The following is a 13,727-nucleotide window of genomic DNA, read 5'->3' as shown; positions in this document are numbered from 1 at the left end:
ATCATCTGCCTTCCTTTGCCTTCTTGATCACCTGGTCAATCGTTCCGACATTGAAAAAGCAGTTTTCCGGATACGCATCCATATCTCCGGCGATGATCGCCTGAAATCCCCGGATTGTCTCCGCAATCGGAACGTATTCTCCCGGAATTCCCGTAAACTGCTCTGCAACATGGAAGGGCTGTGACAGGAAATTCCGGATTCTTCTTGCCCGGGCCACAATCTTCCGGTCTGCCTCCGACAGTTCCTCCATGCCGAGAATGGCGATGATGTCCTGCAATTCCCGGTATTTTTCGAGAAACTGAAGAACCTTCTGCGCCGTCTCGTAATGCTCTTTTCCGACAATACTCTCCTCCAGAATTCTCGACGACGACTCCAGCGGATCCACGGCCGGGTAAATTCCCTGCTCCACGATTTTTCTCGACAGAACGGTGGTGGCATCCAGATGGGTAAATGTTGTCGCCGGGGCGGGGTCCGTCAGGTCATCGGCCGGAACGTAAACCGCCTGCACCGATGTGATGGAACCGTTCGTCGTCGACGCGATTCTCTCCTCAAGTGCGCCCATCTCATTGGCCAGCGTAGGCTGATAGCCCACCGCGCTCGGCATGCGCCCCAAAAGAGCGGACACTTCACTTCCCGCCTGTACAAAACGGAAGATATTATCGATGAATAACAGCACGTCCTTATGCTGAACGTCGCGGAAATACTCTGCCATCGTCAGCCCGGTCTCCGCAACGCGCATTCTTGCACCCGGCGGCTCATTCATCTGACCGAACACGAGCGCCGTATTCCGGATGACACCGGATTCCGTCATCTCGCTGTAGAGGTCATTGCCTTCGCGGGAACGCTCTCCGACACCGGTAAAGATGGAATATCCGCCTCTCTCCTCGGCCACATTCCGGATCAGCTCCTGAATGAGGACGGTTTTGCCGACGCCGGCACCGCCGAACAGACCGATCTTTCCGCCTTTTGCGTATGGCGCAATCAGGTCGATTACCTTGATTCCGGTCTCAAGAATCTCCTGCACCGGACTCTGGTCCGTGAATTTCGGCGGTTTCCGGTGAATATCCCAGGTTTCCGTCGTGGTAAGCGCCCCTTTCCCGTCGATCGGATCTCCCAGCACATTAAAGAGTCTTCCCAGATTCTCTTTTCCGACCGGAATCTGAATCGGTGTTCCGAGTTCAAGGACCGGCATGTCCTTCTGGAGTCCTTCGGACGGGGAAAGCATGATACAGCGGACCGTATTGCCGCCGATATGCTGTGCCGCTTCCATCATGACTTTTTCTCCGTGGTTGTCCACCTGCAGGGCAGACCGGAGTTCCGGAAGCGGTTTTCCCTCAAATTCTGCGTCTACGACCGGACCCATGATCTGAACGATCTTTCCTATTCTCATGGTTCTAAGTCCTTTCTCGTCTTTCTTGCACGTTCCAGCTGCTCGCGGCGCGCCCTCGCTCCGGCAGCCACTTCCGTGATCTCCTGCGTGATCCGGGCCTGACGGCTTCGGTTGTATTCGATCGTCAGATCGCGGATCAGCTGATTTCCGTTCCGGTTCGCCGCATCCATCGCCTGCATGCGGGCAAAATGCTCCGCGCAGTAGGACTCAACCAGCGCACTGTAGATATATCCGTTCACAAATTCCGGAACGATGTTGTCCAAAAGTTTCGTCGGCGTCGGCTCAAGGGAAAAGGTCTCCTGAATTGTGTTTACGGGCAGTTTACCCGCATTCATGAGATCGCTGTCGAGCTGAACAAGCGGAAGAAGCTGGATCAGTTCCGGAACAAACTCCGCCTGATTCTTCATCCGCGTATACACAACATAGACTTCATCCACCTTCTTTTCCCGGAACAGAGCCAGCATTTCCATCGAAATATGTCGGGCACGCGAGAGAGTCGGCTTCTGCGCCGTATAGTGAAATTCTCCGTCCAGATCCACATTCCGGTGAAGAAAATACTGCCTTCCGACTTCACCGACCACATACAGGTGATCCCGTTTGCCGTTCCCCATGTGGGATTCCGCCAGTTTCAGCACATTGGCATTATATGCTCCGGCCAGGCCTTTGTCAGCGGTAATGCAGAGAAAGGCGCGTGACCGCTCCCCTTCCGGGATCTCGGTTCTCCGGTCCAGATACGGATGGGAAAAACCGCTCGGAAGATGACGGAGAATACGCTCAAACATGGACTGGAGCGTATAGAAATACGGTTCGGTTGATTTCAGTTTTTTCCGGGCTGTATTGAGCTTGGTCGATGAGATCATATACATGGCATTGGTGATCTTCATCGTATTTCTGACACTGTCGATTCGATCCCGGATCTCTCGTAAAGCTGCCATAATTTTTCCCTCCCGGTTTACGCACGAGCAGGATTATCCTTCGCCCGTATCGGATCCTCCATCGAAATCGAATTCTTTTCGTTCGTGCCGTCCTCCGGCTTTACGGAAGCCGCAAATTCATCGCACGCCGCGAGAATCCGTTCTTTCAGGTCATCCTCCAGCGTTTTTGTCATTTCAAGCCGCGCGATGAGATCCGGGTGGCTTTCATGAAAGAACCGGATGAGTTTTCCCTGGCATTCCTTGACCGGCAAATCCTCTATGTCCGTAAAAAGATTGTGTTCTGCCGCGATCAGTGAGAGAACCTGTTCCGCCATCGACATCGGCTGGCCGAGCGGCTGACGAAGAAGCTCCATCTGCGCTTTTCCCTTTTTCAACAGCTTCTGCGTTGAGGAATCCAGATCCGAGCTGAACTGTGTAAACACTTCCATCTCACGGTACTGCGCCAGATCAATTCGCAGAGATCCTGCTGCCTTCTTCATCGCCTTCGTCTGTGCGGCACCGCCGACTCGTGATACGGAAAGGCCGACATTGACCGCCGGACGCTGTCCCTGGAAAAAGAGATTGGATTCCAGAAAGATCTGTCCGTCTGTGATGGAAATGACGTTGGTCGGAATATAGGCCGACACATCGCCGCCCTGCGTCTCAATGATCGGAAGCGCAGTGATGGAGCCGCCGCCAAGACGTCCGGACAGCCTTGCGCTTCTCTCGAGAAGCCTTGAATGGAGATAGAATACATCTCCCGGATACGCCTCACGCCCCGGTGATCGGCCGAGAAGAAGCGAGATGGTCCGGTAAGCAACCGCATGCTTGGAAAGATCATCGTACACGATCAGAACGTCTTTACCCCGGTGCATAAAATACTCCGCAAGCGACGTTGCCGAATAGGGTGCAATATACTGGAGCGGCGCCGGATCGGCTGCTGTAGATACCAGAACCACGGAATACTCCATCGCCCCGCTCTTTTTTAACTGATTGACCAGTGAAGCCACGGTCGATGCCTTCTGGCCGATCGCCGTATATATGCAGATGCAGTTTTTGCCCTTCTGATTCAGGATCGTATCGACAGCAATCGAAGTTTTTCCCGTCTGCCGGTCTCCGATGATCAGTTCCCTCTGGCCGCGGCCGATGGGAAACATCGAGTCAATCGCGAGAATTCCGGTCTCCATCGGTTCACTCACCGGCTGTCGGTCAATGATCCCCGGAGCCGGTTCCTCGATCGGCCGGTATTCGTCGGCTTCGATCCGCGTGCCTCCATCGATCGGATTGCCCAGCGCATCGACAACTCTTCCGAGATATGCATCGGAAACCGGTATTCCGGCACGTTTTCCGGTACCCGTCACCCGACTTCCCTCACCGATGGTCCCCTCCTGATCGAAGAGGATGGCCCCGACATGGTCACGCTCGATATTCTGAACCATTCCCTTTACGCCATTCTCAAAGAGAATGATCTCTCCGTACATGACATGGTCCAGTCCGCGGATTGTCACAATTCCGTCGCCCGCAGTCTCAACCGTTCCGACCTCGGATTTCTGCGCCAGAACACGAAACTCACTGATCGCGCTCTTCAGCATCGGCAAAAGATCGCCGCGGCTCTTTTTTCTCGCCTCATCGATCGCCGTCTCAAACTGACGCTCTCTTCCGTGTGTGGACCAGTCATACTCATCACTGCCTACATCCAGGATAAAACCGCCGTGGATTTCCGGTGTGACCCGGATCTCCAGCTCCACATTTTCCGGTCCGCCCGCATGATAGGTCCGGTCCAGAAAAACCCGGAACTGTTCCTCCTGCTGCGGGGTCGGACGGGTGACGCACTTTAAGAGCGCGCGCACGCCCGATGTCCCGATATGTTCACTCATATTTGACGCCTCATTTCTCTTGGTTGACTTCTCTCAGGAAATCATCGTACATCTTCGAATCATCCTCGGATTCGGCGATCTTTGCCGCCGCGCTCTTGATCATCTTCACAATGTCCGACTCTGCCTGCCGGCGCTCTTCATCCGCAGCCGCCGCTGCGCGCTCTTTGGACTCCTGAATGATCCGTGACGCTTCCTTTCTTGCATCCGCAAGAATACGGTTATATTCTTTTGCCGCGTCACGCCGTGCTTCTTCTTCGGCCTGCTTTTTCGCCTCGTCAATATTTCCAAGCTGTTTTCTGTACTGTTCCTTGTATTCTTCCGCTTCTCTGCGGTCCTGATCGGCCTCTTCAAACGAGTTCCGGATGTCATCCGCTCTCTTTTCCATGATCTCGCGGACCGGCTTAAAGAGAAATCTGCGGAGAGCCCAGAACAGGATCAGAAGATTCACAATGGTAAACAGTATATTGTAGTCGATTCTCAGCATTTCACCCGCCTCCTTACTTGAGGAAGAAGATAATCAGAATGCCGAGTACAAAGCCGTAGATCGCGGTTGCCTCCGCAAGTGCGCATCCCAGCAGCAGGTTTCTCATAATCTTGCTGTCTGCCTCCGGCTGACGCGCGATGGCGTCAACTGCGTGTGCGGTCGCAATGCCGATACCGATACCTGCACCGAGGCATGCCAGTGCTGCAATTCCTGCTCCCAAAGCTGTAACGTTCATATGATTCATCCTTTCTGTGACCGGAAAAAACCGGTTCTAATGGTTCTAATGGTTCTAATAATCCTTATATTTTTTATGTGTCTGACAATCCTTACTCTACCGCTTCCGCGATAAACAGTGATGTCAGAAAGACAAAGACATACGCCTGAATCAGGCCGTCAAAAAGATCAAAATACAGGCTGAACACGGCGGGGAGTCCCACCGGAAGCACATATTTGATCAGCTCCATGATGACAAAAGCGCCGAGAACGTTGCCGAAAAGCCGCATACAGAGTGACAGTGGGCGGATCACAATCTCAAGAATATTGATCGGCGCGACAATCGCGATCGGCTGGGCAAAGCTCTTCATCCATCCTTTGGTTCCCTTCTGCCGGATGCCCGCTGCCTCGATCAGAAGAATGCTCATGACCGACAGCGCAATGGTCACGTTCATGTCTTTGGTCGGCGGCTTCAGACCGAACACGCCGATGATATTGGCCAGGCCGATGTACAACAGCACCGTGGAGACGTATGAGCTGTACTTCTTTCCGTGCTCTCCCAGCATCTCACCCGTAAAACCGTCCAGCCATGACACGATGAATTCGGCGGCAAGCTGACGTTTTCCGGGATTCTGAACCCGAAGATTTCTCGTCAGAAAGATCGCACCGAGAATCAGCACCGCCATCACAATCCATGAGACAGTGACCGATTCCGCAACCTCGATTCCCCCCAGAATCGGGATCGTAAAAGCGGTCTTGACATTCAGCTCTTCCAGAAGCCTGGAAGCCAGTTCCTCCATGTTTTACTACCTCTCTTCCTGATGTATTTCCCTGTTCAGCATGGTGTGTACTAATATTTGTACAATGTCATGCAGGCTCTATCATACCCCTTTTGGCCGGCAAGTTCAAACGAATCCTGTTATTTTTAACAGCTTTATAATGCCGTAACCGGCATATATTGTGCATTATTTATAATTAATAATAATAGATATAAAATGAATGAATATGCGTTTGCTTTTTCCTGTCGGAATTTCGGAGAAATTCTCATACAAAAAGCACTGCTCCGCACTCCATGAAGAGCGCAGGCGCAGTGCCCAAAACATAGTCAGACTTCACCGGGATGACGGCTGACCAGTGTCTTTTCAATCCGGGCGGCAAATTCTTCCACCCGGTTCCGGATCCCCGGGAGCTTCTCAGCGGTTCCGGGATCATTTGCCGTCTCCATGATGCAGAAATGCGGCGGCAGATAAAAATTCTTATTCATATTCAGGGCGGCGATGAGCTGCCTTGCGATGATGTCCCCTCCGGAATATCCGGATACAATGATGGCAAACAGCGCCTTGTCATAAAACTGCCGTTTCCGGTAGAGCGCCGTCAGCCGGTTGATGAAACCGGTCAGGTTCGCCGAGAGCGCGTCATTGTAATTCGGACATACCATCAGAATGGCATTGGACTCACGGATCGCCGGATAAACGTTTTCCACCATCACTCCGCCGTAAAAGCAGCTGTCTTTCTCCCCGTAATGCAGACACATCTGATAAGGACATCCCGAACAGTCGTATATGGTTCCGTTTCGCAGTCCGATCTCGGAACAGGTCGTAGCTTTCAGATGTTCCCGGACATCCCTCCAGAGAGCAAAGGTGTTCGACGTCTTGTGACTGGACGCATGAAGACACAAAAGCGACGGCTCCGGAACCGCATATCCGCGAAAATCCAGCATCGACTGAAGAAGACGTCTCGCCATTACACGGTACGCTTCCAGATAATCGGTGGTCCCGAGATTTTTCGCCGCAACGCGGAAATCTTCCAGAGATCCGGTCCCCTCCACAAGCGGTTTCCCGACAAACGCACAGCCAGACTGATTGGCCGCGAGAACCAGCTCCGTCGCGGTCGATTTCGTGTAAAATTCGGAGTCGGCATCCGTAATCACACCGCCGATATATCCCTCCAGCAGATGCGGGTTCCCGCGAAGAAGCCGCAGAATCCGCACATATTCGATGTTTACGCCGTCTTTTCCCAGACGAACGGCAAAAAGCACCGGCCGGAGAGATTTCCGATCGGAAACCGGCGATTTTTCCTGAAGAAAACTGCGGAATTCCTCCGCCGTATGAACGCGACAGATCCGGATATTCCGCGGTATAATCTCCACTGTTTCCACAAATTTCAGAACCAGATCCAGACGTTCCGATCCCGAATCGGTTTCCGAATCCCGGGGGATGACCATAAGTAGACTGCCGGTTTCCATAGTTACTGTCTGTTCCATGATGTCACCTCCCTGTATTACACTTCGGCTCCTTCCGATGATATGACGATCTTTTTCGTTTAATTGATCGCATGAAGGGCCGTTTCCGCATCCCGAATGCGATCAAACAGTTCTTCCGGCATCTTCAGGATCTCCGTCTCCTGTCCGTTTACGGTATACCGGTTCTTTACGCCCATATAGATACCGCCGAGAAAGACGGAACTGCAGTGCCATTCCCCCCGGATCGTCAGGAGAATGGAAAGTGCGCCCGAGGAATAGGCCGGTGCGACAAATGGTTTAAAGCCGATCTCCCGCATCCTGAGATTGGCGGTGACGGTCAGTTTTGTCAGCTCTTTCGAAAGCGCATCGTCATAATGTTCCACCGAATTGGCGACAACGAGTTCCTGACCGTGCGGTCCGAAAGTTCTGCCCTCGGAAAGGAAACTGCGGAACCGTTCCTCTTTCTTCGCGTAATATGCAGCTCTCGCGTTCATGACTCCGAGACCATATCCCTGAATCTGTTCCGGAACAAGACCCTTCCCGTCAAAGTTTCCGTTTTCATCGGTATTGCTCGCGAGATACGCTGCCTTGCAGAGCGGATCAACCGGATCTGCCACTTCGCAGAACAGTCCCTTGAAGTGTGCGTCTCTCGCCATCTTTGCGTACTCGGCAATAATCTTCGAATTCTTTTCAAACTGATACATCCGGACATCTTTGATCCCGGAACCGACCGGCGGAATGCCGGCGCTCGCCACAAAGACAAACACATCGCAATCAAAGAGATGTTCCCTGTCCACGACATAGACTTCCGGAAGCGCATCATAGTCCCATGGATAGGATATCTGGTTTTCCTCAAATTCCCATCTCGCCGTTACTTTGTCGGAAATGTCACAGATACCGATCCGGCGGATACAGTCTCCGCCGAGAAGATGCAGTCCGGTCAACACATTGCTTCCGACATCGCCGATTGCCAGAATATGTACCGTTTTTTTGGTCATCTCGCCGAGCGGAAGATGTTCATCCATGATCTCCGGAAACCGTGGATGCGCCATATTGACTGCGCTGAGATGACCGGACTCGATCGCTGCCAGCACTTCCGGATCGGGGATCCCCTGTTCAGCCGGGGTATCCGGCAAAATCCCACGGTCTGCCGCAGCTGTCAGCCGGCCGAGGGAAAGCCACTCCGCCGATTCCTCTTTCTGATAGAGCAGAACGGGATGATTGATCAGAAACACCGCACGGCTTTTCGCCGGATCCCGCCGGAACAGAAAACTGCTGACTTCCGCTCTCTCTTTGTCACCAGCCGCCGCAAACGGGAGATCCCCCTCCCATGCGCAGCAGACATGTCCGTTGATTTTATAGTAAAACATCGTTAGTTTCCTCCGATTCTTTTTTGCGTCGTTCTGATTACCACGGTTTCGTATACTGATCACGGGTCAGCATCAGAAGGTCATTGTCCAGATATACACTGGCCGGGAGCGTCGGATCGTATCCCATACATTCGCCATGGTCCGGGCAGAGCGGCGCGATAACTGCCTCCGACAGTCTCTCGAGGGTGAGATTCCGGCCGAAATGTGCCCGATACGTCTCTTCCAGTACCAGAAAGAGATCCCTTGCATTCCGGATACAGGTTGCGGAGAATGCGAACATTGCATCCCGCTCCGCTCCCGGAAGACGCGGATTCATGTACGGAAAAATCTGATTGATGGACGGTGAAAGTCCGGCCACCTTGGCCATTTCCCTCTTTACGGTATCACCGCCGATAAACGGGTAGAGCGAGGACTCCACGTACCAGTGCCGGATGTTCGGAATATAGTAGACACTGTCGACATCAACATTCTTCTGTGTCAGTGTATCCTTTCCGAGTCCGGTCAGAACCCCGAGAACAACCTGGCGGATCTTCACGTTCTCCTTCCGCAGCATCGGTTCCAGCGCTTCAAAGCGGCCGGCACTGTTCATGATGTCGTCCACCAGAATGACCGGCCGGTCAAAGGAATGAATCATGCGGATCTGTTTTTCCAGCGGCGTATAGTTCGGGAATGCCTCAATCCAGCTCTCTTTAAGGTCCGGTGAAAACACCTTATCGGTGTGAAGCGTCTTCGTCACCGTATTCGGGATGATTCTGTCGCGCAGAATCTTTCCGTAGGGAACACACATACACGGACCCAGCTGTCTGGGCACAAGCTGAACATTCGGCACACCGTTCAGCTTCGTCACTTTTTCCATCAGCCGCGGATAGATGGCCGCAGAACTGAGGGAAAGGACAAGCTGTCCCGGATAGAGTCCCGTCATCGACATCTGCAGATCGTGATGGGTCTTGTCCAGGATCCGCAGAACGTGGCGGTCGTCATTCATCGGCGCCTTGATGGTTGTTCCCAGGTTCCGAAGAATGACCAGTGGCTCATGCATATCCACAAGCCACATCTGTACTCCGCCGTGAAGTTTTTCCTGCGGCACGAACCCCTGCCTCTTTACCGCATCCAGTGAGGCCGTCGACGGCTTCATCAGCTCCGGAAGGAACATTCCGAAGGTGCAGCCATATCGGAAGGAATTCACAATCACCTCGCTCAGAAGGAACTGCTCCGGATCACGGATATGCTCGTCATGACAGGAATATATTCCGCTGATCAAAAGGATCGAACCCGTGGTTCTCCGGCGAACCTGATCGGCCAGCGCCACATGTTTCAGAACATCCAGAAGGTCGCCGGACTGCATGATACGGTACGTGATCATGCCCACAAGAGAATCATTTTTCAGGCTGTTCCGCAAAAGCATAACCTGCTCTCCGGAATTCCGGATGGACTCAATCAGTTCATTTTTGTTTTCATAATAAGCAAAGACGGTCTTACGGCATTCCGCGCTCCATTCCTCGGTAAATTCCTCCAGCTTCTCAAAACTCAGTATTTTTCCCGACACCAGAGGTTTATACTCCGGCTCGCGCAGATACATACCGCTGCTGTAAATATACCCCTGCGCCATGGGATCGATCAGATTGCTGATATCCCGGTTCATATCGACATTGTCGCGAATGACCGTGGAACTGACATCCTCAAATTCCGGCGGAAGCTCCAGTTCAAAAATCTTACCGGTGATGCATTTCAGCATATCGCGGTTCCGGTGAGAATCCAGCCGGTCATTGCCGACTCTCCGGAAGATCAGATGATTCATGCTGTGGATCGAATCCGGCACCGGATCTTTTTTGTAGAACGACGCGTTTCCGACCACATCACTTCCGACCACCATGTATACTTTCCGGTCGGCAAAGATCCCCTTGAGGGCCTTAAGGTCTGCGGGATTCCCGATGTTGATCGGAATATCCAGCGGAAAGACATTGACGTGGAACTCATCGGCAACGGACATATTCAGGATCTTGCGTCGCACCATGTGGGGCTGCGCTTTCTTGGACCACGAGAACTCATCCACCGCCAGATAAAGTTCAAATCCCTTGTCCCGGATCTCCCGCACAATCTCTTTGTGTGACTTGGTGAACGGATCAAAGGTTCCCGGGAAAAATGCAACTTTCTCCCGCTCCGGAATGGAGACATCGCCCTTTTCCATGCGAAGCCGAACGATATAGGTCGAGAGTGCCGATACCGCAAACGCCCGGTAGAACATGCCGATGGAAGACATTTGCCCCTCATTGAGCAGATACAGGAATTTCCGGTATCCCATCTCAAACAGCGCATACTTGTCATCGGCGGACATATCCTTCGAGGCGAAAATGTTGCCGAGAACCAGCATTGCCTCGCGCTTTGTCATCGGCTGATAAGCCGCCATTCCGCGGAGAATCATGCCGAGAAGCTGCTGTTTATCAGCTTTCATCGTCTCATCGCTCACGGAGAAATGGATCCCGTATTCCGAATAATGTTCCAGAATAATGCCGATCGTGTCCAGAACACCGGATGCAACCGAATCCGAACCGGACGAGAGAATCCGGCCAAGGTAGGATACCAGCTCTTTCATCTGCTCCGGCGGGAGCCAGAGCGCCGTCATGCCGAGACATCTCGGAAGGTGTCTCGAATACTGGGCATCCCCGAGTTCCAGCGCCCGCATCAGTTCCACCGCAATCTCATTGCGCTCATCCGAGGTCAGAAACGGAACAAGCTCCAGAAGCGCATCCGCCGCGTCACGCCGGATCACCATGTGCTCACTGACTTTAATCAGATTCGACAGGTGCGCGGCGATATGGAGGTGATGTTCTTTTTTTATCAGCATACTGCAGTGCTTCAGAAGCTTGATGTTCACTGCTTTGATGATCCAGGGCGTCGCAGCCTTGAGGTTGTCGAGAAAGATGTCTGAGATCACATCCGGTCCGCAGATGATCTTCTCTTCTTCTGTCGTATCCTTTCCAAGATTTTGAAGGATACGATACTTCAGAAAGGTCAGTGTGATATTTCCCTTTGGATCAAATGCCTCCACACGCGCTCCGATTTGCTCGCATACCGGAAGATCCGCCGTATAGGATGTGATCACTTTCTCCGCTCTCCACGCAGCAATGGCCGCCTCCACATCCGCAGAAACCGCAACCGCCTCGGCAAACTGGCCGACGTCATTGAGCGATTCCCGGCTCATCTCCGCGAGCGGAAGGTCAAACACCGCATTCAGAATGACAAACTGTGCCGCCGGCTTCCACCTCCCCGGATCCTTAAACAGTTCCAGAAACGTTCCGAGAAGGATCTCACGGTCCTCTTCCACCGCATTCTGCAGAATACCGATCAGAACATTCTTCAGGTTATACCGGATACGGTACTTCTGAACATGTGTCAGTTTCAGATCCGGCTCAAGAATTTTCAGGAAATATTCCCGGCTGAGGGCAACCGCCTGCATGGTATTGAGATCCGCCATTCCGCTTGGGAAACGCTTCCGGTATCCGAAGTTGAACTGCGCCAGAATCTTTCCGATAAGCGTCGCAGCCTCCGCGCGGATTTCTCCTTCCTGGTGCATGAGCAGCTCATACAGGAACGCCAGCGTCTGCTTCTTCTGCTCATCATTGGTATACGCGGTATACTGATTAAAAATACTCAGATAAACGCGGAGGTTTTTCCATTTCTTAATACTTCTTGCCGACTCCAGAAAGATTCCGAACTGCCGTTCCGCACTCATCCGGTGCATCACGATAATATTATGTTCCACGCCCATGAATACAAGTGACCGGATCGTATCCTGCACATTGCGGAGGGTGATCTCAGGCATCCGTTCCGGAAGCGGCGTTTCCCCGTCCAAATCCGTGTCTACGCCAAGATACTGCATATATTCGCCGAAATCGTGCAGTCTGGAGTAAACAAAACGGTATCGCTCCAGTTTCTCCGGCGTCATATTCTGAAGCTTTGCCAAAATGACGTCGAATGCTTCTTTGAGCGTCGAAATGTGGGTTACCGTTTCATTGCCCTCCCGATGCTGCTTGACACGGAAATCCGCATAAATCAGGAGAAGCGCTTCCACCGAAAGTGCCTCCGGCTCCAGGTCCCAGGTCGAGTGGTTGGCCGCAATGTGACCGATATAAGGCATACGGAATTTGTTAAACCATACATTCGTATAGTAATAATGCATATACGGAACGGCTTCGCCCGGCTTACAGCCGAATTTTCCCAGATCATGTCCTGCTGCCGCACCGCTGACAAGCGTCAGATCAACCGGCACACCGGCTGCCTTGAGCCCCCTCGCACAGTGCATCGCCACAAAATGAACGCCGGCAATATGCTCAAGCGTTTTGAAGGAAGTCGCCTCCATGTTGATTCGCATCATTTCATAGATAAACTGGTCATGCCATTCCTTTCGGAAGGTACGATACTCCTCATAGGACTCACACACTTTGGCCTCGTCTTCCGTGAGGAAATCAAAATCGACAAAATGATCATACGGAAGCGTTTCCCGCTCCGCGTCGAGAAAGAACTGCAGAACGGTCAGGTAAAACAGCACGGCGGAATGATATACCGAATTCTGCTCTGAAAATTCGTTATCTGGATACACAATATGGCAGGCATACTGATAGATAAAGGAAAGCCAGCCTTCCTTCGGTGTAAGCTCGGTCCCCCGAACCTCCGTCCGGGAATCTTCCTTTCCGGTGTTCTCGCCCTTCTGACGAATGAACGAATCCTCCACCAATTCATTCATAATCGGCAGACACATATTCAAAACTTCCGCACACGTAAAGCGCCGCTTTACCGGCCATACATCGGAAATAAAGTTTTCAAGATAGTTTCCGCTGATCAGGGAGCGAACCTTTTTGGCGGTAAGCCCCGCACGATTGAGAAATTTTCTTCCGGTAAGTATCGAGGCCAGTTCACTGACTGCCTGCTTAATCTGTCTTGAACTCATGATGTCCCGTCCCTTTCTGCAGCCTGCCCGGTTCCGCAGCAACGTCCCGGAACCGTTTCCGGATCATTGTTCCGCCCTCAGTACGCCGCCGAAGAACTGTCTTGTCACCTGTTATACATTTGTTAAACAAATAGTTGAAAATCAAATGGCTCTCTGATATACTGACCCCGTTGGTCTAACGGGTCAAAATCATTGACCGTACGATATCGGAATACTTTCTGTCATGGTTTCATGATAGCACAAATTGCTCATAAATCTTACTGAATTTTATCCGGTTATGTCACATTTC

The 13,727-nt window shown here is 52.3% G+C and carries 9 protein-coding genes; all 9 read right to left on the bottom strand.

Translation table 11 applies throughout. The features are described 5' to 3' along the window. Position 1: 1 nt before the first annotated feature. Complete coding sequence (atpD, locus tag BR86_RS0102815) at positions 2-1,390, bottom strand: F0F1 ATP synthase subunit beta (RefSeq protein WP_031471489.1); 1,389 nt, start codon at positions 1,388-1,390, stop codon at positions 2-4. Beyond that, positions 1,387-2,325, bottom strand: coding sequence for an ATP synthase F1 subunit gamma (gene atpG, locus BR86_RS0102810; RefSeq protein WP_031471488.1), 939 nt, complete (start codon positions 2,323-2,325; stop codon positions 1,387-1,389). The genes atpD and atpG overlap by 4 nt, the downstream gene beginning before the upstream one ends. Positions 2,326-2,342: 17 nt before the next feature. Beyond that, positions 2,343-4,181 carry a F0F1 ATP synthase subunit alpha gene (atpA, locus tag BR86_RS0102805; RefSeq protein ID WP_081844007.1) on the bottom strand — a complete coding sequence of 613 codons (1,839 nt, stop codon included), beginning with the start codon at positions 4,179-4,181 and terminating at the stop codon, positions 2,343-2,345. 10 nt (positions 4,182-4,191) lie between these two features. Beyond that, complete coding sequence (locus BR86_RS0102800) at positions 4,192-4,665, bottom strand: ATP synthase F0 subunit B (RefSeq protein WP_031471486.1); 474 nt, start codon at positions 4,663-4,665, stop codon at positions 4,192-4,194. A gap of 13 nt (positions 4,666-4,678) precedes the next feature. Then, complete coding sequence (gene atpE, locus BR86_RS0102795; protein WP_031471485.1) at positions 4,679-4,900, bottom strand: ATP synthase F0 subunit C; 222 nt, start codon at positions 4,898-4,900, stop codon at positions 4,679-4,681. Positions 4,901-4,991: 91 nt separating this feature from the next. Beyond that, a complete protein-coding gene (locus tag BR86_RS0102790; RefSeq protein ID WP_031471484.1) occupies positions 4,992-5,678 on the bottom strand; it encodes a F0F1 ATP synthase subunit A in 687 nt (228 codons plus the stop codon). A gap of 305 nt (positions 5,679-5,983) precedes the next feature. Beyond that, entirely contained in the window at positions 5,984-7,141 is a 1,158-nt protein-coding gene (locus BR86_RS0102785) for an NAD(P)H-dependent oxidoreductase (protein ID WP_242841551.1), read from the bottom strand. Positions 7,142-7,200: 59 nt separating this feature from the next. Beyond that, positions 7,201-8,490 carry a Rossmann-fold NAD(P)-binding domain-containing protein gene (locus tag BR86_RS0102780; protein WP_031471482.1) on the bottom strand — a complete coding sequence of 430 codons (1,290 nt, stop codon included), beginning with the start codon at positions 8,488-8,490 and terminating at the stop codon, positions 7,201-7,203. A 37-nt stretch (positions 8,491-8,527) separates the two neighbouring features. Then, positions 8,528-13,438, bottom strand: a complete 4,911-nt coding sequence (locus BR86_RS0102775) for a nucleotidyl transferase family protein (RefSeq protein WP_031471481.1) — start codon at positions 13,436-13,438, stop codon at positions 8,528-8,530. Positions 13,439-13,727 lie beyond the last annotated feature (289 nt).

Source organism: [Clostridium] aminophilum DSM 10710, from assembly GCF_000711825.1.
In the GTDB taxonomy this organism is placed as follows: Bacteria; Bacillota; Clostridia; order Lachnospirales; family Lachnospiraceae; genus Clostridium_R; species Clostridium_R aminophilum.
Note: the sequence above shows the minus strand (reverse complement) of the source record. Positions and strands in the feature narration are given on the sequence as shown.

What these genes read in the sequence shown, in the direction of transcription:
- BR86_RS0102790 (WP_031471484.1), bottom strand. Translation starts at nt 5,678, where the DNA reads ATGGAGGAACTGGCTTCCAGGCTTCTGGAAGAGCTGAATGTCAAGACC.
- BR86_RS0102785 (WP_242841551.1), bottom strand. Translation starts at nt 7,141, where the DNA reads ATGGAACAGACAGTAACTATGGAAACCGGCAGTCTACTTATGGTCATC.
- atpA (WP_081844007.1), bottom strand. Translation starts at nt 4,181, where the DNA reads ATGAGTGAACATATCGGGACATCGGGCGTGCGCGCGCTCTTAAAGTGC.
- atpD (WP_031471489.1), bottom strand. Translation starts at nt 1,390, where the DNA reads ATGAGAATAGGAAAGATCGTTCAGATCATGGGTCCGGTCGTAGACGCA.
- BR86_RS0102800 (WP_031471486.1), bottom strand. Translation starts at nt 4,665, where the DNA reads ATGCTGAGAATCGACTACAATATACTGTTTACCATTGTGAATCTTCTG.
- BR86_RS0102775 (WP_031471481.1), bottom strand. Translation starts at nt 13,438, where the DNA reads ATGAGTTCAAGACAGATTAAGCAGGCAGTCAGTGAACTGGCCTCGATA.
- BR86_RS0102780 (WP_031471482.1), bottom strand. Translation starts at nt 8,490, where the DNA reads ATGTTTTACTATAAAATCAACGGACATGTCTGCTGCGCATGGGAGGGG.
- atpG (WP_031471488.1), bottom strand. Translation starts at nt 2,325, where the DNA reads ATGGCAGCTTTACGAGAGATCCGGGATCGAATCGACAGTGTCAGAAAT.
- atpE (WP_031471485.1), bottom strand. Translation starts at nt 4,900, where the DNA reads ATGAACGTTACAGCTTTGGGAGCAGGAATTGCAGCACTGGCATGCCTC.